Origin of the sequence: Roseibium aggregatum IAM 12614, assembly GCF_000168975.1 — a bacterium.
GTDB lineage: Bacteria > Pseudomonadota > Alphaproteobacteria > Rhizobiales > Stappiaceae > Roseibium > Roseibium aggregatum.
Genome location: NZ_AAUW01000003.1, coordinates 53,034 through 75,382, shown reverse-complemented (window position 1 = coordinate 75,382; position 22,349 = coordinate 53,034). Strand labels below are relative to the sequence as shown.

The 22,349-nt window shown below is 59.4% G+C and carries 20 protein-coding genes and 1 riboswitch; of the genes, 6 read left to right on the top strand and 14 right to left on the bottom strand.

Translation table 11 applies throughout. The features are described 5' to 3' along the window. Positions 1–7: 7 nt before the first annotated feature. The 5 genes from SIAM614_RS04855 to SIAM614_RS04835 all read right to left on the bottom strand — a co-directional run bounded on the left by SIAM614_RS04855 (position 8) and on the right by SIAM614_RS04835 (position 6,699). Positions 8–808 (bottom strand): class I SAM-dependent methyltransferase, encoded by an 801-nt coding sequence (locus tag SIAM614_RS04855; RefSeq protein ID WP_006932527.1) that lies wholly within the window; start codon positions 806–808, stop codon positions 8–10. Positions 809–981: 173 nt separating this feature from the next. After that, positions 982–2,217 (bottom strand): hypothetical protein, encoded by a 1,236-nt coding sequence (locus SIAM614_RS04850; RefSeq protein WP_006932526.1) that lies wholly within the window; start codon positions 2,215–2,217, stop codon positions 982–984. A gap of 106 nt (positions 2,218–2,323) precedes the next feature. Next, complete coding sequence (locus SIAM614_RS04845) at positions 2,324–5,254, bottom strand: ATP-binding protein (protein WP_006932525.1); 2,931 nt, start codon at positions 5,252–5,254, stop codon at positions 2,324–2,326. Between the two features lie 636 nt (positions 5,255–5,890). After that, a complete protein-coding gene (aroQ, locus tag SIAM614_RS04840; RefSeq protein WP_050789321.1) occupies positions 5,891–6,415 on the bottom strand; it encodes a gamma subclass chorismate mutase AroQ in 525 nt (174 codons plus the stop codon). A 50-nt stretch (positions 6,416–6,465) separates the two neighbouring features. Continuing rightward, complete coding sequence (locus SIAM614_RS04835) at positions 6,466–6,699, bottom strand: hypothetical protein (protein WP_040439299.1); 234 nt, start codon at positions 6,697–6,699, stop codon at positions 6,466–6,468. Positions 6,700–7,024: 325 nt separating this feature from the next. Beyond that, positions 7,025–7,234: riboswitch (cobalamin riboswitch) on the top strand. Between the two features lie 52 nt (positions 7,235–7,286). Here SIAM614_RS04835 and SIAM614_RS04830 point away from each other — a divergent pair. Beyond that, positions 7,287–7,967 (top strand): energy-coupling factor ABC transporter permease, encoded by a 681-nt coding sequence (locus tag SIAM614_RS04830; protein WP_006932521.1) that lies wholly within the window; start codon positions 7,287–7,289, stop codon positions 7,965–7,967. Between the two features lie 91 nt (positions 7,968–8,058). On the opposite strand, the gene SIAM614_RS04825 is transcribed toward SIAM614_RS04830, so the two are convergent. Together SIAM614_RS04825 and SIAM614_RS04820 are read right to left on the bottom strand one after the other, a co-directional pair. Then, positions 8,059–8,544 carry a YHS domain-containing (seleno)protein gene (locus SIAM614_RS04825; protein ID WP_006932520.1) on the bottom strand — a complete coding sequence of 162 codons (486 nt, stop codon included), beginning with the start codon at positions 8,542–8,544 and terminating at the stop codon, positions 8,059–8,061. A gap of 192 nt (positions 8,545–8,736) precedes the next feature. Beyond that, positions 8,737–9,108, bottom strand: coding sequence for a hypothetical protein (locus tag SIAM614_RS04820; RefSeq protein ID WP_006932519.1), 372 nt, complete (start codon positions 9,106–9,108; stop codon positions 8,737–8,739). A 184-nt stretch (positions 9,109–9,292) separates the two neighbouring features. Between SIAM614_RS04820 and SIAM614_RS04815 the strand changes: the two genes are divergently transcribed. Beyond that, positions 9,293–10,240, top strand: coding sequence for an AraC family transcriptional regulator (locus tag SIAM614_RS04815; RefSeq protein WP_006932518.1), 948 nt, complete (start codon positions 9,293–9,295; stop codon positions 10,238–10,240). A gap of 6 nt (positions 10,241–10,246) precedes the next feature. Here SIAM614_RS04815 and SIAM614_RS04810 read toward each other — a convergent pair whose 3' ends face one another. Together SIAM614_RS04810 and SIAM614_RS04805 are read right to left on the bottom strand one after the other, a co-directional pair. Beyond that, the gene (locus SIAM614_RS04810; RefSeq protein ID WP_006932517.1) at positions 10,247–10,963 is read right to left on the bottom strand and encodes an HAD family hydrolase; all 717 of its coding nucleotides are present in this window, start codon (positions 10,961–10,963) and stop codon (positions 10,247–10,249) included. Next, positions 10,960–11,418, bottom strand: coding sequence for a MarR family winged helix-turn-helix transcriptional regulator (locus tag SIAM614_RS04805; protein ID WP_040439298.1), 459 nt, complete (start codon positions 11,416–11,418; stop codon positions 10,960–10,962). The genes SIAM614_RS04810 and SIAM614_RS04805 overlap by 4 nt, the downstream gene beginning before the upstream one ends. Positions 11,419–11,708: 290 nt before the next feature. Between SIAM614_RS04805 and SIAM614_RS04800 the strand changes: the two genes are divergently transcribed. Beyond that, positions 11,709–12,530 carry an alpha/beta fold hydrolase gene (locus tag SIAM614_RS04800; protein ID WP_006932515.1) on the top strand — a complete coding sequence of 274 codons (822 nt, stop codon included), beginning with the start codon at positions 11,709–11,711 and terminating at the stop codon, positions 12,528–12,530. A gap of 133 nt (positions 12,531–12,663) precedes the next feature. On the opposite strand, the gene SIAM614_RS04795 is transcribed toward SIAM614_RS04800, so the two are convergent. Continuing rightward, complete coding sequence (locus tag SIAM614_RS04795) at positions 12,664–13,350, bottom strand: hypothetical protein (RefSeq protein ID WP_006932513.1); 687 nt, start codon at positions 13,348–13,350, stop codon at positions 12,664–12,666. A gap of 75 nt (positions 13,351–13,425) precedes the next feature. After that, positions 13,426–15,642: an NADP-dependent isocitrate dehydrogenase gene (locus SIAM614_RS04790; RefSeq protein WP_006932512.1), complete on the bottom strand. Its 2,217-nt coding sequence runs from the start codon at positions 15,640–15,642 to the stop codon at positions 13,426–13,428. A gap of 302 nt (positions 15,643–15,944) precedes the next feature. Here SIAM614_RS04790 and SIAM614_RS04785 point away from each other — a divergent pair, with 302 nt between their 5' ends. After that, positions 15,945–16,757, top strand: a complete 813-nt coding sequence (locus SIAM614_RS04785) for an RNA methyltransferase (protein ID WP_006932510.1) — start codon at positions 15,945–15,947, stop codon at positions 16,755–16,757. A gap of 9 nt (positions 16,758–16,766) precedes the next feature. Beyond that, on the top strand, positions 16,767–17,561 hold the full coding sequence (murI, locus tag SIAM614_RS04780; protein ID WP_006932508.1) for a glutamate racemase: 795 nt from the start codon (positions 16,767–16,769) through the stop codon (positions 17,559–17,561). A gap of 128 nt (positions 17,562–17,689) precedes the next feature. Here the strand turns inward: murI and SIAM614_RS04775 are convergent, their stop codons facing one another. Continuing rightward, on the bottom strand, positions 17,690–19,486 hold the full coding sequence (locus SIAM614_RS04775) for an EAL domain-containing protein (RefSeq protein ID WP_006932507.1): 1,797 nt from the start codon (positions 19,484–19,486) through the stop codon (positions 17,690–17,692). Between the two features lie 490 nt (positions 19,487–19,976). Here SIAM614_RS04775 and rpsD point away from each other — a divergent pair, with 490 nt between their 5' ends. Beyond that, positions 19,977–20,594 carry a 30S ribosomal protein S4 gene (gene rpsD / locus SIAM614_RS04770; RefSeq protein WP_006932506.1) on the top strand — a complete coding sequence of 206 codons (618 nt, stop codon included), beginning with the start codon at positions 19,977–19,979 and terminating at the stop codon, positions 20,592–20,594. An 87-nt stretch (positions 20,595–20,681) separates the two neighbouring features. On the opposite strand, the gene SIAM614_RS04765 is transcribed toward rpsD, so the two are convergent. Beyond that, the gene (locus tag SIAM614_RS04765) at positions 20,682–21,170 is read right to left on the bottom strand and encodes a LysM peptidoglycan-binding domain-containing protein (RefSeq protein WP_006932504.1); all 489 of its coding nucleotides are present in this window, start codon (positions 21,168–21,170) and stop codon (positions 20,682–20,684) included. 189 nt (positions 21,171–21,359) lie between these two features. Further along, entirely contained in the window at positions 21,360–22,334 is a 975-nt protein-coding gene (locus SIAM614_RS04760) for a TAXI family TRAP transporter solute-binding subunit (RefSeq protein ID WP_006932502.1), read from the bottom strand. Positions 22,335–22,349: the final 15 nt, after the last annotated feature.

Genomic DNA, 22,349 nt, shown 5'->3' with positions numbered 1-22,349 from the left:
TGATTTTTCAAAGGTGCGGGTAGCGGACAGCAAAGGCTCGCGCCGGCAGGCGGATTTCTCCACCGGTGTCGAGTTGGTCCCGGAGCTTTGCTTTCAGCTCATCCCGTTTTTCCTCGGTCAGGTTCATGCAATACCCGGGCGCCGGCCCGGCCCCGAGCGTGAAGGGATGCCAGAATTCTTCAAACCCCGGAAACACGGTGTCCACTTCAAGGGCGTGAACACTTGCACCCGGTAACTGGGCTTCAGTGCAGAGTTTCTGGAGCCCTTCCAGGGTGCAAAAGGGAAACCGGAGCGCCTCGTCAAGATCTTCGGCAGCTGGATCAATTGAAGCGGCAGTTTTCCAGAAGGCGTCGATGAAGCCCATGCCACCGCCCGGATAGTCCCAGACGTAGAAGGATATTATCCCGTCTGGGCGGGTAATGCGGCGGAACTCGGCAAGTGCCTTAAGTTTGTCCGGAACAAAGTTGAGGGCGAGAGCGGACGTTGAAACGTCTACGGAGTTGTCGGGAAGCGGCAGGTCCTGTGCAGATCCAATCTCAAAGCGCGCTCTTGCGTCGGTGATCGCTTCCCGAGCATGCATCACGAAGCCTTCTGACAGATCGAGACCGACGACCGTTTTCGGGGCTGCCATATCAAGTATGGTTTCGGTCAAGGCTCCGGTGCCGCACCCTATGTCTGCCCAGTCGGCATCAGCAGGTGCGTTGAGCCAGGAGACGAACTCCCTTGCGATCAATCGGCTCCATCTGCCCATGTAATGATCGTAGCTGCGACCTGCACTCCAGGAATCGTGTTGCGCATTACCGGACATGTCCTCGGCCTCCCGCCCAGGATTGATTTTCCTGATGCGAAAATAGTGCCTGTGAATGCGGATTTGGACAACGGCAATCGAGCTTACCCCCTGAATGGGCCTGTCTGCCGTCTTTGGTGTGGCGCCCGCCCTTTCCCGCAACAGTGCGTCGGGAAAGGGCGGGGTGCTATATGTCAGCCTGCTGTCAGGCCGGGTTTCAGCTTCACGATGACCCTGACGACGGCGTCCGGATCGCGTCGGCCGGCTTCCGGGTCATGATAGGTGAGCACGATTGTTGCCCCGGGAGCGTCAAAGCGCGAGGCCGGGTTTTCCAGGCCTGAACTTTGCTGCTGGTGCAGGTCGAGCGCGGTAATGCCGAAGAGGGTCGTGCATTCGTTCACCGTCGTGCGCTGGTTCTCGTAGGTGTCCCGGGCGATGGCTTGGTAGCCGCCTGCCTTGAGTGCGGTGATTGTCGGGACCGTGCCCCTGGAAGGATGAGCAGATTGCAAGGGCAAGGCCTGTTTGGTGATTGTCGACGGGATTTGCAGCAGGCGGCGGATCGTGAAGCGGACTTCGGATTGCGGACAGGCCACGATATGCGGATAGCAGTCGTGATAATAGGCATTGACCAGAGAAGCGCGCAGGTTCTGCTCGCTCAGCCAGCTTGCCCCCATGCCGGAGTAATGCCGGGTGCCGAGCATGTCCTGGCCCATATACATGGCGTTGAGGCCCTGCCAGAACCCGTCGGGCGCCCACTCCAGGTAGTCGTCCTTGTTCTTGAAATACATGTAGTCACCCGGGATCGGCGGGTCCTGAAGCGACGCCTTTTCGGCCATGAATTCGGTTGCCGGATTGTCCGTCCAGGGGCCGACCAGCATCGTGCCGAACTGGCTTGCGATTTCGCAGAACCGCTCGGAGCCGAGCCCGTTCAGAAGACCCCAGAAGACGGTCAGTTGGAAGGCTCCCGCGCATTCGCCGCGGAACGGCAACGCGTGCCCGTTCTGCGGCAGGATGGCGGCCAGGGCCTCCTCAGTGACAACCTGCTGCCAGTCTGCGTCGGTGCCACCCGGCGTCTCGAATGCCCAGTATCTGGAAACGCGGGCACTGTCCGTTGAGCCCAAACGTGCTTCCGGCCCGGTCGCCGGGTCGTAATAATCGCAGTCGTAGACGCCGGAGGTGAGAGCTGTCATCGAGGCGACAGCACCGATGCGAAACAGCAGGTTTTCCCAGAAATGCTTCAGCGAGGGAAATTCCAGTGGCTGGGTTTGTGCTGCGGAGGTGACGATGATCTCGTCCGCCAATCGACCCTGGATGGTTTCCTTATGCTCGTCTCCGGCAAGGTCCAGCAGGTCAAGCTTCAACTGCGCGGTGTCGCGTATCAACCGGCCTTCAATCAGAAGACCATGTTTCACAAGTGTCTGTATCGTCATGTCTGCCCCATCAATAGCCATGCACCTTTTTGGTGCCTTGTCAAAATATACAGCTATTGATTTAAATTTGGTGTTTGGCCCGGAGGCAGATGATCTTGCTTGTCGCCTAAACCGCAGGGAAAGCGCTCAGGTGGGGCTTCAGGTTTAGCAGATGGAGGTCGGTTCCCGACCGGCGGGCGTGGTTGGCGGATTTGCCGAGAAGCGTCCTGACCAGATGCCTGGCATCCGGGCGTGTCGCTTTTGCCGCAAGCGCGGACAGGCGCAGCAGTTCGGCGTCATAATAGCGTTCGCCGGAGCGGCGGGTGAATCTGCGCACCTCTATCAGCCGACTGAAGGCAGTGCCGGGATCGCCCCGGTGAAGCTGCGCTTCGGCAATCCAGGCTTCCGCATAGGGGCGGGCAAGCACCGCGCCCGTACCGAGGTAGGCTTTCAAGCCGTCCAGCATCCTGTCCAGGCCGGAAGGGTCGCCCGAAGTGACCTGGGCGCGGCCGAGGTTGATGTCGGCTTGCGCCAGTTGCTGGGCAAACCCTTGCTCGCGGCTGAGAGAGGCCGCCGCCAGGGCATGGTGCTCGGCTTCAGCGGAATTGCCGAGGAAATTGTGGGTGGTCGACAGAAAACAACTGCTGAAAGCCTGGCAGAAGGCGTGATCCGACAGAAGAGCGGCCGTTTCCAGCGACAGCGCATTGTCGCGAAGGTCGTCCGGACGGTCCATCAGGGCATAACACCAGCTCAGATAGGAGCGGGCCAATATGCCGAGATCCAGACTGTACTTGGTGATCATCTCGTCGAAATCAGCCGCCAGAGCGGCTTCGACCGAGCGCAGCAGCAGTTGCTCGGCCCTGGCCAGATCGCCGACATAGAAGGCGCCGACACCGGCCATATAGAGACCGGCGGAGACCTCCAGCCCGTTCTGCCTTGCCTGGGCCATCCGCAGGAAATCGTCGCTGAGTGTTTTGGCGAAGGCAATGTCGGCCCTGACGATATGTGCGCCCCACAGTCCCCAGAGCATTTGCAGCATTTCCGGCGAACCGGTGTCGCTTGAGGTCAGGTGGCGCGCACGGGTGTAGACCTCCTGCACTTCGTTGGAGGCAAAGCCGTGGTTGGTGATCAACTGCGGCCCGAGCAGCAACAGGAAGCGGCTGACGGCGACGTCCCTTTCTGCGGCGTTGCCGATGTTCTGTGCCAGTTCCAGAGCCTTCTGGAAATAGCGTCCCGCCTCGCGGTGGGCGGCAACGCGCACGGCTTCGACACCGGCAACTTCCAGATAGTCGAGCGCGGCCGGGATGTTGCCGGCGTATTGAAAATGGCGGGCGATGACTTCGGCTGCGACGGGCGGATAGCGCTCCGGGGTTTCGGTCAGCGCTTCGGCGATGCGCGCGTGATAGCGGCCGCGCGCACCGGGCTCTATGGATTGATAGGCCAGATCCTGAACCAGGCTGTGCTTGAACTCGAACACCCCGTCCTGCGGCGAACCGATCCGGTAAATCAGGTTGGAGCGTTGAAAGGTCTCCAACTGGGTGGCCAACGCGTCTTCGGGCACTCCGGTAACGACCGAAAGCAGTGGGATATTGAATTCCCGTCCGATGACTGCGGCCACAAGCAGTATGTCCCTGTTGCCACCCAGATGCGACAGCCGGGCTGCCAGCGTTTCCCTCAAGGACGCCGGGATCAGATTTTCCGGTCCGTCTTCGAAAAAACGGCTGCCACGTTCGGCCGCAATATTCATCAGCTCTTCCAGAAAGAGCGGAATGCCGTCGCACCGTTGGACAATGGTCTCGAACTGGGCATCCGTCATGTCGGGCGGCCGAAGCAAGTCGGCCAGCGCCCGGGCTTCAGGTTCTGGCAGATTATCCAGCCGGCAGATGGCGTCGACAGAGCTTTCCAGGTTTTCCGGTCCGGGACCGGGGCGCGTGCTGATCAGGGAGAGGACGCGGCTATTGCCAAGTGCACCGGGAAGCGCGGTCATCAGCTTCAGCGTGCTTGGGTCCATCCAGTGCGCATCTTCGAAAACGAGAATGACCGGATTGACGTCCGAAAGTTGCCTGAAACAGGCGATGAGCGTTTCCACCGGGTTTTCCGCCGCGGCCTCCGCCTGAGGCACGTGGCTTTCGATGCCGCCGCTTTTGAGAATGGCGCGCAGGTTGGCATTGTCGCGCATGGTATCGAGGCCAAGGTCACTCAGAAAATTATGAATGACGGTGCTGAGCAACGAGGGGCTTTGCATGCCTTTCAGCCCCAGAAACGAAAACAGACCCTGGGCAATCGGAAAATACGGTGTGCGTCTGTGATGGGCGGAGCCGAGAAAATTGAGAACCAGCGGCTGGTCCGCCTGTACTTTTTTCAGGAAGGCGTTCATCAGGCTCGACTTGCCGATGCCCGGCTCGCCTTCGATGAGGACCGATTGCGCCGGGCCTTTCTTCGACGTCGCCCAGCTTTTTCCCAGAAGGCGCAGCTCCTTCATGCGGCCCATGAAGTATCGAAGTCTCGGATCCTGGTCTCCCGGGTCGAACCGCGTGGAGGGGACGATTGCTGGCGAGACCTCCCAGGCGGTTTCATCTTCACTGCCGAGCTGGACCTTTCGCGCCATGAAGTTGCTGCGAAAGAGCGCTCTCGCGTCCGCCGCGACCAGCAGGACATTGCCAGGAGCATGCTGCTCCAGGTGCAAGGCCTTGTCGTAAACGGGGCCGGAAACAGCCAGAGGAGACATGTTGGGGCCATCATCGAGGACTATGAAGCCCTCGCCACTGGCAATGCCGCATCTCAAGCGCGCCGGGCACTTGAAGCTGCTCCATTCGAAACTGCGCAGAACCTTCTGGGCTGCGAGCACCGCCCGCTCCGCGTCAAGTTCATGCGGGTGGGGAACACCGAAGGTGAGGACTTTCCGCCCGTTCGGCAAATTGACCAGCTTGCCGCCGAATTCGGAGGCCGCCACGGCGCACACCGTTGAGAAGCGGCGATCGAGCACCGCCAGATGTTCTTCGCTCATCTGGTTGTGCATGGCTGCCGGATCGTCGAACCCGAAAACGGCAAGGCTCAATGAGGCGCGGAATGAGCCATGTGAAATATCAAGATCTGCTCGTAAACCTTCGTTGCCTGAAGATTTTTCAGTTTTACAGTCCGATGCTGTCTCAGTCTTTCCGGTAGAAGAGACTTTCATTGCTACCCCGAAAAATCCAGGCAATATCCGAAAGCAGAATCCGGTACAGGTAGAGCCTAAACAATTTATAGTTGCTCCCCCTTAACAACAAACCACAAAAGTTACCAACAAACCAACAATGTCAAAAATACCGGGCGTCAAAGCGGATTTGATGCGTGGTGAGGCTGTGTGCTCGTAAAAAGTGGGCTCGTAAAGCAGCCGCCGTGCCCCTGCTGTCGTGCGCTCAGGCACCGTGTCGGCGAGACTCTGGTCTCTCGCCTGACATTTCCAATGGAAAACAGGATTTTCGTTCGTGGGAGACGATTGCGAAATCCTTGCAGGTTGCATTGTTCGGCCGAACGTTCAGCCCGAACAGAAGGAGAGACCTGACCGCAAGCTGCTGCGAGGTCGCGCGTGTTGGCCGCAAGATCTCGGAAATTGCCGAGCGAGGCGAGCGGCATTTGTGAGCCGTGTCGTATCGAGGGCGGCTGGCGGCTAACGATGTCACCGCCAGCACGTATATTCTGACGCAAAGGCCTACTCGTGAACGTCCACAAGGCCTTCGAAGAGAGCATTCCTTGCATCGTCAGACAGGCATTCCACGGTCACTGCCTCTGTGAAAGCCTCCTTGTCGGAGGCTTCGACCGGGGTTTCGGCAAGCAAGGTCAGAATGTCGTTGCCGAGGCGCAGCAGTTCCGGGCGGACGTCCTTGATCAGGTCGGGCACGTTCAGCGGACGGGCTTCACCACCGTTCCACCGGTCGATCCAGCAGGTTTGAATGTCCTTGGCGGCATCGATCTGCGCCTGGAAAAACAGGGTGACATTGTCGGCGGACAGGCCGTTCTCGACAGCCTTCGCGCGGGCGGCTTCCAGAACCACCCTTTCTCTCGGCAGATCCTCGACCGGCTTGTCGTTATCCGCTTTCCAGGCCGCAACCGACTGCATGTAGGACAGGCGCTCGTTAATGGCGCTGAACAGCTTGACAGGCGCAGCCCAGCCGGGAGTGGCTGTGGCAGCGAGGAGGGATACCGCCAGGGCGGCCAAGGGAATCGATCTCAACATGTCCGCAGACTTTCACAGGTATTCACCTGCGGCAAGCCTGAGGTTGTGATCTACTTCCGTTCAACCGACCGGCTGATTTCGGTGATCACGCCGAAGGCGACGGCGGCCATGATCTTCAGAAGTCCGCTGTCGAGGGCCTGTTCGCGTGTCAGATTGCCAAGGAAAAAACCCGGACGCGGTTCGGTGATGGCACCCAGGGTAACGCCGGCCAAAAGTGCCAGCTGAATGCAACCAAGAAAAAAGACGACACCAGCGATCAGCGTTCCCAATTTGGTAAAGGGCATTGCAAACTCTCACGATGTGCTTTGTATACGAGCGAGGTTATCTTTCGTTAGGGTTTCTGCAAGTAAAAATCGCCATTACCCTAAATACAGAAAAGTTTAATAAAGAACGGATTTATTTTTGTTCTTTGGTTTGCGGTCGTGGGAGGCCGGAAAGAACAGCAGGCAGAAGCTCATTTTCAAAAGATGTGTTTGATGTCCCTGTGTCCATTTCTCCGGTTATCCGGCAGATTTATTCCGCGATCCTCAGGCGGCAAAATTTCGATGCAATGTCGCATTCAGAGCGAATATGGCGAAAATTCGCTTGCAGTGCATTGCCAATCCTTGCAAACCTAGATCGTGTGATGGTTTCGCCCGAACAAGCGTAACGGCGGATGAAATGGGAACACGGTGAGGCGTACCCAACAGGGACCAAGACCGTGGCTGCCCCCGCAACTGTAAGCGAAGAGCAAAGCCCTTGAGCCACTGGAGCGATCCGGGAAGGCGGGCTGCGCGGAGACTCGCGAGCCAGGAAACCTGCCATCCAGCGGTCCCATTGGGCCGGTCTACAACATCTGCTCGCGCACGGAGGGTGCGCAAAGGAGAAACACATGCATATCGAACCGGGCATCGTCGACGGTGCCAAAATCGTGCTCAGCTACGGTACAGCAGCTGCTTCCTTCGGCCTTCTCGGCAAAATGGCGCTCGACACGATCCGCAAGAGCGGCGTTCTCAGCCTGGCCGTGCGGTCTGTCATCACGACGGTTGCCGTTTTCTGCTTCTTTGAAGTTCTGCCGCATTATCCGGTCGGGGTTTCCGAAGTTCACTTCATTCTGGGCTCAACCCTGTTCCTGATGTTCGGCGCCGGTCCGGCTGCCATTGGCCTGGCCGCGGGTCTTCTGCTTCAGGGCGCCCTGTTTGCACCTTTCGATCTGCCGCAGTACGGCATCAATGTGACCACGCTGCTTGTACCGCTGTGGGCCGTCAGCCTGCTGGCCAACCGGATCATCCCGGAAAAGACCGCCTATGTTGACGTTTCCTACGTTCAGGCGCTGGCGCTTTCCACCACGTTCCAGGCCGGTATCGTTGGCTGGGTTGCTTTCTGGGCCTTCTACGGTCAGGGCTTCGGTGCCGAGAACATGGCGTCCGTCGGCTCCTTCGGCGTTGCCTACATGCTGGTGATCCTGGGTGAGCCGCTGGCCGACCTGGCTGTTCTGGCCGCTGCCAAGACCCTGGCACCGCTGACCCGGAACCTTGCTTTCGAAAGCCGCCTGCACGACGCGGCTGCCTGAGCCTTCAAGGCTTTTGGCTGAATTGAAACCATGAAGGGCGGCCCTGGGCCGCCCTTTTTGTTTGTTTCTGGCTGTCTGGCCGGAGAGCCTGTCAGAGTTCCGTCGCGGCGGTCGTGCGGATCTTCTTCCAGTTGGCTTCCGCCTTGGAAATGGTGCCGGACTGGTCCTTCTGGAACTCGCGGAAGATGGCCTCGTTCAGGAACAGGTAAAGCTTGCCGTCGACAACGGCGGCGAACTGCGGGTCACCGTCGAACTTCTTGCCAACAGAAACACCAAAGGTGCAGAAGCCGCCGTTCTGCGGCAGATACTGGTCCGGATGCGCGGTAAACGCATCCATGGCTTCCTGGGATGCGAAGTAATAGGCAACACCATCGTGCACGGCCGTGTATTGTGCCGTACCGTCAATGCGGTTGCCCAGGCTGACAAAGGCCACGGGATCGACGCCATGGAGACCGAGCGGGCTGCCGGCCGCAGTCAGGCCGCTGGAGGTGTTGTATTCGTCAGCGGCCATCGCCGGGACGGACAGGACAGCAAGGCTCAGCACAGTTGCGGCGAGGGCGGATTTCATCAAGGACATGTTCTACTCCTGAAAGGATGTGAAGGTTGAAGGCCGGATGTGCTCCGGTGCCTCTACCTTGCGTCCGAAATGCCGGCCTCTCCATGTTCGCAAGTTCCTGAGGATTTGCAGATCGTCCGGATTGCGGCACAAAAAAACACCGGCGCGGTGGCCGGTGTCTTTTGGTCCGAAGGTTCGGTCGCCGCAGGCCCTTCAGGCGGTCTGCGGAACGGCTTCCTGCGGTTTGGCAAGACTGACCACGGTCAGAACGGCAAGGGCGTTGACCACGTAGTAGGCGAAGTCAAGGCCGGTGAAGCCAAGGGCAAACGGTGCTGCCAGGAACACGACGCCGACGGCGAAATCCACGGCCAGATGCACCGAATAGGGCAGGACGCGGATGATGCCGGTCTGATGATCCGTCAGGATCGTCAGCACCAGGGCTGCGAAGCCGGTCAGGAAGGACAGCCAGAAGGCAAACGGGTTCGATTGGCCGAGGTTCAGCAAGACCGGCAGGGAAATCAGGCCGATGGCGACGGGATAGTCGAGGTAGGCATGCATGGTTTTCGTAACGAAGCGGACAGACATCTTTCAGGTGCTCCAGGTTGGTTATCCGAGGGCGGATTGCCCACGAGCCCAAAGATGTTGCGAGCTTTCAGTTCTATCCATGCACGGAAGTCCCTGAAAATTGACTGATCGTCCGGGAGCCTTGCGCTTTGAGCTGTTGGTGCAAAAATGCAGAAGGAGCGCCTCAAGCCGGAGCCTGCCTTGCATGAAACACGATGCCCTGACCCAGATCCTGGATGCCTTGAAACTTCGGGGATCCGTCTATTTCCATACCTGTTTCTCACCTCCCTGGGCCGTGCGGGTGCCTGCCTTCGGCAATGTGGCGCGGTTCCACATGGCAATGCGCGGCGGCTGCTGGCTGGCAGTGGACGGCCTTGATAAGCCGATCCGCCTGGCGACCGGCGATCTGGCCGTCATTCCGCACGGGGCCGCGCATATCCTGAGCGATGAACCGGACCGTCCCGCCGCCGATGTGGACGAGGTCGTGCGGCAATCCGGTTATGCGGGGGAAGGAGCGCTCTATTATGGCGGGCCTGACGAGGATATGGCCTGCAAGCTTTTCTGCGGTCATTTCGAGTTCGAGGAAGGTTCGGTTCATCCACTTCTGGATGCCTTGCCGGCCGTCATCCATCTGCCCAACACCCAGACGATGAATGCCTTCTGGCTGGAGGCGGTGATGCGTTTTGTTGCCAGCGAGGTGCGTGCGGGGCAGCCAGGGTCCGAGGCGATCATCCACCGGCTGACGGAGATCATCTTCATCCAGGTGGTGCGCACATTTGTCGACAGGGAGGGCGACAGGGCCGGATGCCTGGCGGCAGTGCTCAACCCGAAACTCGGCCGCAGCATGTCCAAGATCCATCTGGCGCCGGAAAAGCCCTGGACGGTGGAAAGCCTTGCCCGGGAGGCCGGCATGTCCCGAACGGTTTTCGCCGACAGGTTTACAAACCTCGTCGGCATGACGCCGCTGGCCTATGTCACCCACTGGCGCATGGAGCGGGCGCGGCGTGACATTCGCGAGACGGATCTGCCCCTGATCGATATCGCCGAGAACATCGGCTACAGCTCGGAGGCTGCCTTCAACCGGGCCTTCAAGCGCCAGTTCAACCAGACACCCGGACAAGTGCGTCGGCAGGGGGCGGGAGTATCTGCCTGACCTGCGTCAGCGACAGGAGAGATACGCAGGCAGGTCGGCCACGCTGTCCAGAACGGCATCGGCCAGGGATTCCAGGTCATGACGTGCGCTTGTGCCGGTCAGGACACCGATGCAAAGCCCGGCGCCTGCCGAACGGGCCATTTCCAGATCATGCGTGTTGTCGCCGACAACGGCGATCCGGCCCGGCGCAAGACCGGTTGCCTCTGCAAAGCCATGCACCATGCCGGGTTCCGGTTTGGGGCCGAAACCGGTGTCATAACCGGTGACGAAAGCGAAACGGGGGGCAAGGCAGGTGCCGGCGAGAAAGGCCCTGATGGCCGCTTCGCTGTCGCTACTGGCAACGCCTAAGGTGAACCCGGTTGCGCTCAGGGTCTCGACAGCTTCGGGAACGCCTGGAAGCGTTGCTGCATCATGCATGCAGCCAATGAACACCCGGTCGAGGTCTTCCGTCAGCACGCCTTCCTGAAAGTCGGCGCCGCAGGCGATCCACGCGGCAGCGATTTCGGCGGAGTTGCCGGCAGCAAGCAGGGAACCGGCCGCGGACTTGCCGGTCGTCAGGTCCATGCCGGTCTGTTCCAGCAGCCTGTCGGCCAGAGCCCGGTCGCCCCTGGCTGCATGGAGCGAGGTCTCGCGATAGGCCGACGCCCACGTCGCATCGAAATCGAGCAGCGTACCGTCCTTGTCGAACAGGATGGCCGTGATGTTGCCTGTTCCGTTTTTCAACTCCGGTCTCCCGTGGATTTCAGGTTGGAACGCAAGGTGTCGAGAGCCGACTTCAGATCCTCGAAAGCCTTGTCCGTCAGGCCCGATGCCTCTGCCACGCATTGCGGTATAGCCGCGGCTTTTTCCCTGAGTGCGCTGCCCCTGGCCGTCAGGCAGACATTGACGACGCGCTGGTCTTGCGTATCGCGGATGCGGGAGACAAGCTCCATTGCTTCCAGGCGTTTTATCATCGGCGTCAGTGTGTTGTATTCCAGGCTGAGGGCGTCGCCGATATCTTTGACCGTCCGCTCGTTCCGGCGCCACAGCAGGGTCATCACCAGATACTGCGGATAGGTCAGGCCAAGCTCTTCCAGCAGAGACCGGTACAGGTGATTGAAGGCCAAATTGGCCTCATAGACGGCAAAACAGAGAAAATCGTCGAGATCTCCGCCTTGGCCTTGCGGGCCGGTTTCCATCGAGGTCCCGGAGGCGTCTTTGTTTTCAGTGCGTTCTGACATGAACCGTTCCTAAGCAGCATTTTTTTTCTTGGCAAGCGTTGACAGAGCGAACTTGCTGATACATATACATCGTACACGATTAAATCGCGCACGAGTTAAATGGAGATCATCCGATGGGAAACAAGATCGTTGGGCCAAAGGTCAACCGTCGCCAGACGCTGATTGGCGGCGGTGTCCTCGGGCTCGGTCTGGTGATGGCGCCGAAGTTCGGTGCCGCAAAACAACTGCTTGAACAGGAGAATTTGAAAATGACGACTTTCACGACATCCGACGGCGCGGAGCTTTTCTACAAGGACTGGGGGCAGGGCCAGCCGATCGTCTTCTCCCATGGTTGGCCGCTGTCGGCTGATGCCTGGGACGCGCAAATGCTGTTTTTCGGCCAGAATGGTTTTCGGGTGATTGCCCATGACCGCCGCGGCCACGGCCGCTCCAGCCAGCCCTGGGACGGCAACAACATGGACCGCTACGCGGACGATCTTGCCGAACTGATCGAGCATCTGGATTTGAAGAACGTGATCCTGATCGGTCATTCCACGGGCGGCGGCGAAGTTGCCCACTATGTCGGCCGACATGGCAATGACCGGGTGGCCAAGGTCGTTCTCGTCGGCGCGGTTCCGCCCTTGATGCTGAAAACTGCGGACAATCCGGATGGAACGCCGATGGAGGTGTTCGACGGTATCCGCCAGGGAACCGCCTACAACCGGTCGCAGTTCTTCAGGGATCTGACGGTGCCTTTCTATGGCTTCAACCGCGACGGGGTTGAAACCAACGAGGGCCTGCAGGAAAGCTTCTGGCTGCAGGGCATGGCCGGTGGCATCAAGGGGCAGTACGACTGTATCCACGAGTTCTCGGAAGTCGACTACACGGCGGATCTGAAGGCTATCAAGGTACCGACGCTGATCGTTCACGGCGACGACGACCAGATCGTGCCCATCAAGGCGTCAGCGCACCGGGCCGCGGACATCATTGAGGGCGCCACCTTGAAGATCTTCGCGGGCGGCGGCCACGGCCTTGCTCAATTGCAGGCTGAGGCGTTCAACAAAGATGTTCTGGCGTTTATCCGCGGATAAGCGGCTTCCTTAAAAAAGGGCGGCTCAGGCCGCCCTTTTTTGTCACCAGTCGCAATTTCGTCTTCCCGGACGGATTGGGGACCAGCGATGTAAGGTCAGTCGGTAGGGGCGGGATGCACAAGGCTTTCAACACCTAGTGTCTGACGGTTGCCCCACGCTCTTTCAGAAGCAGATCGAACAGAAACGGCACATTCATTGAGCCGAAGCGGCTTGCGCGCGCCACACCTTCATCGGAAATCTCGACGATGCCGAACATCTTGTAGAGGCGGAAAAGATAGTTTGAAGACTGGTCCAGATCGAAATCATACCGGGGATCGGAGAAGAACATCCGGAACGTGTGCAGGGCTTCCAGCGGGAAGCCGGTGTGATGCTCCCGCAGATTGTCGAACTTGGTGCAGAAGTCTTCCAGCGGCTCCCTGTTGCCCTCAAGCTCCTCCATCTGGATGCGCTGGGCAATCACGAAGTCGGCGATATGTTCCCTGCCGTAGTCGGTCAGGCCACGCTCGACCAAATGCCCTTGCAGCTCGTCGGGCAGGGGCTTTTCCGTGACGCTCATGTAGCCGAGGTGTTCCAGACGGGCATATAGTTCGTTCGTGACGCTGCCGGGTCCGGTCAGGAAGACTGGTTCGTGCTCATCGTCCATGAGTTGTATGGCACCGCGCAGGGTTGAAAAATCGCCATCGCTGAGCGCATGCACCAGAAAACTCGTGTCCGGCCACCACTTCGGGGAGTGGGTGTCGTCTGTGGCCGAAAAGAGCGTGAACTCTTCCTTGGCCCCGTTGCGGACGACAGGAAGCTGCTTCTTTTTTCGAAAAAACATTCAGAATGAGCTCCTTGTCGCAAAAAATAGGGCGGCCGGAGCCGCCCTACTTCTACCCATGGGTGTATTGGCAAATCAACCGATAATGCCGTTGAGCGTCGCGCTCGGACGCATGACGGCGTTCACCTTCTCCTGCGGAGCATGGTAGTAGCCGCCGGTGTTGGCGGGGGAGCCCTGAACGCCGTTGAGTTCGGCAACGATGGCGTCCTCATTGGCAGACAGCGCTTCGGCGATCGGTGCAAAATGCGCCTTCAGCTCGGCGTCCTTGTCCTGTTCGGCCAGAGCCTGGGCCCAGTAGAGGGCGATGTAGAAGTGGCTGCCACGGTTGTCGAGGCCACCGACCTTGCGGGACGGGGACTTGTCGTTGTCGAGCAGCTTCTCGACGGCCTTGTCGAGCGCGTCGGCCAGAACCTGAGCCTTTGCATTGTCCTTGACGTTGGCCAGATGCTCCAGCGATGCGCCGAGGGCACAGAACTCGCCGAGGCTGTCCCAGCGCAGGTAGTTTTCTTCCATGAGCTGCTGGACATGCTTGGGAGCCGAACCGCCAGCACCGGTTTCGAAGAGACCGCCGCCGTTCATCAGCGGAACGATGGACAGCATCTTGGCCGATGTGCCGACTTCCAGGATCGGGTAAAGATCGGTCAGATAGTCACGCAGCACGTTGCCGGTGATGGAGATCGTGTCTTCACCGCGAGCAAGGCGCTCGGTGGTGTGTTTCGCCGCATCGGCCGGAGCCATGATCTTGAGATCGAGACCGGAGGTGTCGTGTTCCGGCAGATAGGCTTCCACCTTCTTGATCAGTTCCGCGTCATGGGCGCGGGCCTTGTCCAGCCAGAAGATGCCCGGCATGCCGGAGAGGCGCGCACGGGTGACGCCGAGCTTGACCCAGTCGCGGATCGGGGCGTCCTTGGTGCGGCACGCGCGCCAGATGTCACCTTCTTCGACGGCATGTTCGATCAGGGTGTTGCCGGCAGCATCGACAATGCGGATGTTGCCGTCGGCCGGAGCCTTGAACGTCTGCGGATGCGAGCCGTATTCCTCGGCCTTCTGGGCCATCAGGCCGACGTTCGGCACGGTGCCCATCTTTGCCGGATCAAGCGCGCCGTTTTCACGGCAGAAGTCGATCACGGCGGAGTAGACACCGGCATAGGAGCTGTCCGGGATCACGCATTTTGCGTCGGCTTCCTTGCCGTCCGGGCCCCAGCCCTTGCCGCCTGCGCGGATCAGCGCCGGCATGGAAGCGTCGATGATGACATCGGAAGAGACATGCAGGTTGGTGATGCCCTTGTCAGAGTTCACCATGTACATGGCCGGGCCGTTGTCGAGCGCGGCCTTGATGTCGGAGTTGATCTCGGCGGCCTTGTCGGCCGGCAGCGTTGCGACCTTGGCTTCCAGATCGCCGATGCCGAGATCCGGGTTGACACCAAGCTCGGCAAAGGTTGCTGCGTGCTTTTCGAAGACGTCCTTCAGGAAGGCGCGGACACAAAGACCGAAGATGATCGGGTCGGAGACCTTCATCATGGTCGCCTTCATGTGCAGCGAGAACAGGATGCCCATGTCCTTGGCATCCTGAATTTCCTTTTCCAGGAACGCGAACAGCGCCTTGGCGCTCATGTAGGTACCGTCGATGACGTCGCCTTCATCCAGCGCAAAGTCGCCCTTGAGAACCGTGGCAGCCCCGTCCTTGCCAACGAATTCGATCTTCGCCTTGCCTGCGGAGCCGGCAGAAACGGTCACCGACTTTTCGTTGGAGAAGAAGTCGTTCTCACCCATGGTGGCGACGTGGGTCTTGGAGGAGGGCAGCCATTCACCCATGCGATGCGGGTTCTTCTTGGCGTATTCCTTGACCGCTTTCGGTGCGCGGCGGTCGGAGTTTCCTTCGCGCAGCACCGGGTTCACGGCAGAGCCCTTGATGGCGTCATACTTGGCCTTGACGGTCTTTTCCTCGTCCGTCTTCGGATCGGCCGGATAGTCCGGCAGCTTGTAGCCCTGCGCCTGTAGTTCCTTGATGGCAGCGTTGAGCTGCGGCTGGGATGCGGAGATGTTCGGCAGCTTGATGACATTGGCGTCCGGCTGCTTGACCAGTTCGCCGAGGACCGCAAGGTCGTCGGACTGCTTTTGCGCGTCCGTCAGATATTCCGGGAAATTCGCCAGGATACGGCCTGCGAGGGAGATATCCTTGGTACCCACGGTCAATCCGGCTGCCTTGGTGAAGGAGCGGATGATCGGCAGGAACGAGGCGCTGGCCAGTTCCGGTGCTTCGTCGACCTTGGTGTAGATAATGTCGGCCATGACAATCACATTTCCTAGCGTTCGAACTTTGGTCAAAGGAGTGGCGCGGAACCGCTCCCGATGAATTTCGACATGCGTATACAATTGTACGCAATCAATTGAAAGCCCTCCGGAAGGCGAAGGCGTGAAGTCCGCTGGTGTTCTAGCAAAGCGGTTGGAAAAGGCAATCGGGGAGGGGAAATCCGGCCCTGTCACAGCAGGCGTGACTGACCTGTGGCTGAAACGAAAAACGGGCTGATTGATATGGAAATGCTCGCAAAGCAGCTTCCCAATCCGCCGAAGAAACGCTAAATCCCCGGCTCATGAGCAAGAATGCACACATCCGAGACGAAGCGCGCGCGGTGACGGCCAAACCGCCGGCGGTGATCCTGTGCGAGCCGCAGCTTGGCGAGAACATCGGAACGGCAGCCCGCGCCATGGCCAATTTCGGTCTGGTGGATCTGCGCATCGTCAATCCGCGCGACGGCTGGCCAAGTGAAAAGGCAAGAGCGTCGGCAAGCCGGGCCGATCACGTCATCGACAAGGTGCAGGTGTTCGACAGTGTCGAGGCGGCCATTGCCGACCTGCAATTTGTCTTCGCCACCACCGCCCGCTCGCGCGAAGTGCCCAAGCCCGTGCGAGGGCCGGACGAAGCTGCCAGGAAATCCGTCGAACTTGGAGAACAGGGCGCCGCGACCGGTTATCTGTTCGGCCGGGAACGCTGGGGCCTCAACAACGAGGAAGTGGCGCTGTCCGACGAGATCGTCACGCTGCCGGTCGATCCGGATTTCGCCTCGCTGAATATTGCCCAGGCGGTGCTGGTGTGCGCCTATGAGTGGCGCAAGATCGCGACAGCCGGAGCGCTGCCCTTCCTGCTGTCGGAAGACGTGCATCCGCCTGCGAAAAAGGACGAACTGCTGCGCTTCTTCGAGCACCTGGAAGGCGCGCTCGACAAGGCGACCTTCTTCCGTCCTCCGGAGCGGCGGCCGCATATGGTGCGCACGCTGCGCAACATCTTCCAGAAGGCGGAGCTGACCGACCAGGAAGTGCGTGCGCTGCGTGGTGTCGTAGCCTCGCTGGAAAAACGTGAGACGCGGCCACGCAAGGACAGATCAGGTTCGGGCAGCGAAGAATAGAGGCGTATCTTGCAGGGTTCGGGACCGGTACTCTTTTTCGATTCAGGTCTTGGCGGGCTCACGGTACTGCGCGAGGCGCGCTATCTGCTACCCTATGAGCCGCTGCTCTATGTTGCCGACGACGCGGCTTTTCCCATCGGCCGCTGGCCAGAAGCAGAGTTGAAGGCCCGGATCGTGTCCCTGTTTGGCGATCTGATTGCCGAACATGGCCCTAAAGCAGTGGTGATTGCCTGCAACACAGCCTTCACGCTTGCCGGGGACGCCTTGCGCGAGGCGCATCCGGACGTGCCTTTCGTGGGCACGGTTCCGGCAATCAAACCGGCGGCAGAGCGCACGTCCTCCGGGCTGATTTCGGTGCTGGCGACACCCGGCACTGTGCGCAGAACCTACACCAGAAGCCTGATCGACAGTTTTGCCAGCCAGTGTCATGTCCGGCTGGTCGGCTCGGACATGCTGGCGGAACTTGCGGAAAAGCACCTGCGCGGTGAAACCGTCTCCGACGATGCGCTTCTTCCGGAAATTGCCGACTGTTTTCTGGAGCAGGATGGAAAACGCACTGACATTGTCGTGCTTGCCTGCACCCACTATCCGTTTCTTGCCAACCGCTTCCGCAAGATCGCACCCTGGCCGGTCGACTGGCTGGACCCAGCCGAGGCAATCGCCCGCCAATTGGTCCGGGTACTGGGGGAAGAGGCCGCCAGGCACCCCGCTCGAAATCTGCCTGACCGGGCGATCTTTACCTCCGGCTCGAAGGATCCGGGGCTGGCAAGGCTTTTGGCCGGGTTTGGCCTGGTGCTGGACTGAACGGGGATAAGGTTGCCGTAGAGCGGTTTCCCGAGCATCCAACCATCCAGGCTTTTGCGGCTATCGAGCGAAAGACCCTTCGAGCAGCCGTTTGACGTCCGTCCTTGAAGACAGCGCTCCGCGCGGCCTCAAGCCGCAAGGCATTTGACGGCCAGGCCGTCGTCGGAGCGTTTGGCGGCGCGTTTCAAGTCCATGATCTCATGGTTCAGCGTGTCGGGATTGAGCGTCACGCCCTTTGGCAGGCTGAGGATGGATATGGAACACTGCAGCAGCGGGAACTGCCGTGTCGTTCCAAACCTGTCCTGGGCTTCGATAAAGCCTTGTTCCCGGTGTTCGGCGTCATAGAAGCTTTCCACGTCCAGGCGGAACGCGCGCTTGAGCGCCAGCATGCGGGCAGCGACATCGGTCTGGTCGACATTCTGGAACCCGGCGAAGAAATCGTCGCCGCCGATATGGCCGTAAAAGGTGTCGGACTCCGACACGTGACGCTGCAGCAACTCGCTGAACAGAATGATTGCCCTGTCGCCCTGGCGATAGCCGTATGTGTCGTTGAACGGCTTGAAGTTGTCGAAGTCGAGATAACACAGGTGCCGGTCGTGGGCGCCCTTGCGGCCGCTTTCGGCAATGAACCGGGACACGGCACCGTTGCCCGGAAGACGAGTCAGGGGGTTCTGGTCCTGCGCTTCCTGAAGACGCTTTTCGTGGATGATCTTCAAAAGCGAGGTGGCGGAGAGAAAACCCGCGTAGCGAAAATTCTCGGTGATGATGATGCCATCCGAATTGATCGAGGAGGCAAAGGTCACCAGCAGCATGTCCGCATTGGAATCGATGTCGGCAATCGGGCAGGCGCGAACAAAGGAACGCAGCGGGAAATCGAGGGCTGCCTTTTCATCGTCGTCACCGGGCGCGCCAGCATAGAGATAGGCTTTCAGGTCGCGTTCGTGGATCAGGCCGCGCGGTTCGTTATTGGTATCGACAACGGGAACCACACTGGCTTGCTGGTTGTGAACCACCATGTCGAGAAGATCGTTCATGGAGGCGCCAGACTGGATCGTCGGAAGCTTGATCAGCTCGTTGCGGATCCGGTCGAGTTCTTCGCGGCGCTTGCGGCCGACACCCGGCGCGCGCACGTGATCGTAAAAGAGCTTCGCCGAAGACCTTTCCTGGAAGGGTTTGGCAACGAAGTAACCCTGGATCAGGTCGCAGCCGGCTTCGCGGCAGGCCTTGAACTCGCTTTCCGTTTCCACCCCTTCAGCAATCACCCTTGCGCCCAGTACGTGCGCGAGGTTGGCCACGGTGGTGACGAACAGCTTGCGCCTTGCATCGCTGTCGATCCCGTTCAGGAAGAACCGGTCGATCTTGACATAGTCGGGCGACATGTCGTGCAGGAGCCGCAGTTCGGACGAGCCCCGTCCGAAATCGTCGAGAGCAATCAGGAAGCCCAACTGGCGCAGGTCGTTGACGGCATGGTGCGTCACATCGGTAAAGGTTTGCTGGTGGCGTTCGGAGAACTCCAGACAGATCTGGTTGACCTGCAAACCGGCTTCGGCAACCAGCTTACCCAGCCGCATGCGCGGGTCGTTGTCATGGCCGAGGTCGCGGCCGTCCAGCTTGAAATAGAGTTTGGTGCCCTGGGCGATCTTCAAATTGCCGAAGCGCTTCATCGCCTTGACCAGAAGGTGAGCTTCAAGCTGGGGCAAATATCCTTCGGAGTGCGCAAAATCGATAAGTTCGTCAGCCGACTGCGCTCCCACAAGATCGCAGTTCCGGATCTGGGCCTCGTAGCCGTAAACAACGCCGGTGCCGATGTCGACGACCGGCTGCAGGGCGTAGTCGAGTTTCGTCAGTGTGTCCTTCGGCGTACGACAGAGCAAACCGGGCGCTTCCGGAACGGTCTGAAGAGCTGGTTGACGATTCGCTGACATTACTGATCCTACTGCCAAGGTCCGGCTGATAAGCTTTCATTATTTGATGGGGTCTCGAGCAGTCCGTCGCACTGATATTATTCGCTATGGTTGCAACGGTGATTGTATAGTGAAAAGCTGCAATTAAAAATCTCTAAATGTATGCATTGTTTTCCCCATTTTGTGGACGCTGCGTCATAAATTGTGGCAATCAAACCCCTCTTAATCGTTAAATATGTGTTCTCGTTCGACAAAATTCAGGGAACCGGCCGGATTTCGGCGGTTCCATTCCGGGGCAGGCCCGCCCGTGGATTGACATTTGGGGGCACTGCCTGTATCTCCGCGCGGTCCGGTAGGCAATGTCTTCCGGATCTACGCACCCGTGGGCATCCGGCCGGCGCCGTCTAGCTGGGTCCCTGTCGATCTGACCTTTCCGTCGCAAGACGGGTTGTGACGATAAAGGAGGGCGCGTTTCCTTTTAAATAACAACGCGAATTCAAAGGAAACCGCGATGTCGAAGCGCCATAGCGTTAAGTACAAAATTGACCGCCGGATGGGCGAAAACATCTGGGGTCGTCCGAAGAGCCCGGCCAACAAGCGTGAATACGGCCCGGGTCAGCACGGCCAGCGCCGCAAGGGCAAGCTGTCCGACTTCGGTGTTCAGCTCCGCGCAAAGCAGAAGCTGAAAGGCTACTACGGCAACATTTCCGAAAAGCAGTTCCGCAAGGTTTATGCTGAAGCGTCCCGTATGAAGGGTGACACTTCCGAAAACCTGATCGGCCTGCTGGAGCGCCGTCTGGACGCCATCGTCTACCGTGCGAAGTTCGTCCCGACCGTTTTCGCAGCACGTCAGTTCATCAACCACGGCCACGTGAAGGTGAACGGCAAGCGCGTCAATATCTCGAGCTACCAGATCCGTCCGGGTGACGTGATCGAAGTTCGTGAAAAGTCCAAGCAGCTCGCCCTGGTTCTGGAAGCTGTCCAGTCCGCAGAGCGTGACGTTCCGGATTACCTCGACGTCGACCACAACAAGATGACCGCGACCTACTCCCGCGTTCCGGGCTTCTCTGACGTACCGTACCCGGTACAGATGGAACCGAACCTGGTGGTCGAGTTCTATTCGCGCTAATCAGCGCCGAATATGGTTTGACGGAAAGGCCCGCCTCTGGCGGGCCTTTTCTTTTGGCAGGCAGCAGTTCCGCACCGACGCCGGATGTCAGATGTCGTTTCGCGGTATCCGAAGAACCTGACCCGGGAAAATCACGTTGGGGTTGGATAAGATGTGCTGATTGGCTTCGTAGATCGGCTGATAGTCGCCGTTGCCATACTGGTCTTGCGCGATCTTTGTCAGCGTATCGCCCGCCTTCACCGTATAGGGCTGCCAGCCGCCGTAACCGGGCAGGATGCGCGGACCGAACAGCACCGGAATGACGACGGACGGGCCGTTTTCGTTGCCTGTGTCGTCCGCCAGGGTCAGGAACAGGCGGTTCATCTGAAACTGGTTGGTGTCCGGGATATCGATGAAGCCTTGGAACTGCTTCAGCCCGAATGAACCCACCTGGGTGAAGGAGGCATATTCGTCGTGTCCTTCGGAAACGCGAATGCTCAAGGTGCCTTCGAACGCGGTCGCATTGCCCGCGATCAGTATTCTGGATTTCACCAGATCAAACGGCTGTGGCTGCTGGATGTCGAGAGTTACAGTCATATCAATACCTTCCGCGTAAAAAGTCTCAGGTATCTTCCGCTGCCCCCAACCAGCACTCTGTAAGGGTACAACGTTTTGGCGGAAAAACGATAGATGCAACTTTGCCGGGGGTCTGTCCTGGCGACAGGCCGTTCCGGATTTTGACGGGACTGCTCTGGCCGCGGTGATGCGGCCAGAGCGTCCGGCCGGCTATTGAATGCCGATTTCCTTGTAGTAACGGGCAGCGCCAGGGTGGAACTTGGCCGTGCCGAGTGTCTGGGCGGCATATTCAGGCGACAGTGCCTTTGCCCAGGGAGCATCGGTCGTGATGCTGTCGAGATTTTCCCAGAAGGCCTTGGTGATCTGGTAGACGAGTTCTTCGTCGAGATCCGCACGCACGCCGATGCCGACGGCCGTATCGTTGGACATGACCGGGCCGTCGTTGACCTGGTTCTCGTAAAGCCCTGCCGGGATCTCGGCCCGATGGCGGAACTTTCCAAGGAACTTGTCGACCTCTTCTCCCTGATCGTCCTCGGGGCCGATGAAGCGGACAGTCTCGGTTTCGGTAAACTGGATGAACTGCTGGCATGGGTCGATGCAGCCGTTGACATACATTTCCACCTTGCCGTCCATGAACGACTGGAAGCCGGTTGCCCAGTTGGCCTTGATGGCGTCGTAGTCTTCACCGGCAACAAGACCGGTGGTTGCCTCGATCCAGCCCTTGGCTGCGTTGTAGGCACCGCCGCCCTGCGGACCGAGGAAAACCGTCGCGCCTTCGATATCGTCCAAAACGGTGATGTCGCTGTCGCCGCGCACCGCGAAGTGATACTGGCCGTAAGGGAACCACATCAGAACCTGCACATTCTTGGCAAGTTCGGGAGCTTCCGGCTCATTCTTGTACATTGCCGCGCCGTTGCTCATCAGGATATGGATGGTCGGCGAGATCATGTACATGTCGAGATTGCCGCGCGCGGTTTCCATCTGGTGCAGCGTGGCCGCGCCGCCGCCGGCAACCTCGATGGAGACATCATCGAGCTTGTCCGTCACGATGTTGGCAAAGGTCGCCATGGTGATTGCCTGACCGAGGCTCGGCTCGATGGTCTGCATCTTCAGCGTGGTGTCTTGAGCCGACGCGGAGCCGGCCAGAAGAAGGCCCGTAAGGGCCGTAAAGGCAAATCGTTTCATTCCGTCCTCCCGTGG

Bases quoted from the DNA above. Each gene is read 5' to 3' on its own strand.
- SIAM614_RS04855 (WP_006932527.1), bottom strand. From the start codon at position 808: ATGTCCGGTAATGCGCAACACGATTCCTGGAGTGCAGGTCGCAGCTAC.
- SIAM614_RS04850 (WP_006932526.1), bottom strand. From the start codon at position 2,217: ATGACGATACAGACACTTGTGAAACATGGTCTTCTGATTGAAGGCCGG.
- aroQ (WP_050789321.1), bottom strand. From the start codon at position 6,415: ATGTTGAGATCGATTCCCTTGGCCGCCCTGGCGGTATCCCTCCTCGCT.
- SIAM614_RS04835 (WP_040439299.1), bottom strand. From the start codon at position 6,699: ATGCCCTTTACCAAATTGGGAACGCTGATCGCTGGTGTCGTCTTTTTT.
- SIAM614_RS04830 (WP_006932521.1), top strand. From the start codon at position 7,287: ATGCATATCGAACCGGGCATCGTCGACGGTGCCAAAATCGTGCTCAGC.
- SIAM614_RS04825 (WP_006932520.1), bottom strand. From the start codon at position 8,544: ATGTCCTTGATGAAATCCGCCCTCGCCGCAACTGTGCTGAGCCTTGCT.
- SIAM614_RS04820 (WP_006932519.1), bottom strand. From the start codon at position 9,108: ATGTCTGTCCGCTTCGTTACGAAAACCATGCATGCCTACCTCGACTAT.
- SIAM614_RS04815 (WP_006932518.1), top strand. From the start codon at position 9,293: ATGAAACACGATGCCCTGACCCAGATCCTGGATGCCTTGAAACTTCGG.
- SIAM614_RS04805 (WP_040439298.1), bottom strand. From the start codon at position 11,418: ATGGAAACCGGCCCGCAAGGCCAAGGCGGAGATCTCGACGATTTTCTC.
- SIAM614_RS04800 (WP_006932515.1), top strand. From the start codon at position 11,709: ATGACGACTTTCACGACATCCGACGGCGCGGAGCTTTTCTACAAGGAC.
- SIAM614_RS04795 (WP_006932513.1), bottom strand. From the start codon at position 13,350: ATGTTTTTTCGAAAAAAGAAGCAGCTTCCTGTCGTCCGCAACGGGGCC.
- SIAM614_RS04790 (WP_006932512.1), bottom strand. From the start codon at position 15,642: ATGGCCGACATTATCTACACCAAGGTCGACGAAGCACCGGAACTGGCC.
- SIAM614_RS04785 (WP_006932510.1), top strand. From the start codon at position 15,945: ATGAGCAAGAATGCACACATCCGAGACGAAGCGCGCGCGGTGACGGCC.
- SIAM614_RS04775 (WP_006932507.1), bottom strand. From the start codon at position 19,486: ATGTCAGCGAATCGTCAACCAGCTCTTCAGACCGTTCCGGAAGCGCCC.
- rpsD (WP_006932506.1), top strand. From the start codon at position 19,977: ATGTCGAAGCGCCATAGCGTTAAGTACAAAATTGACCGCCGGATGGGC.
- SIAM614_RS04765 (WP_006932504.1), bottom strand. From the start codon at position 21,170: ATGACTGTAACTCTCGACATCCAGCAGCCACAGCCGTTTGATCTGGTG.
- SIAM614_RS04760 (WP_006932502.1), bottom strand. From the start codon at position 22,334: ATGAAACGATTTGCCTTTACGGCCCTTACGGGCCTTCTTCTGGCCGGC.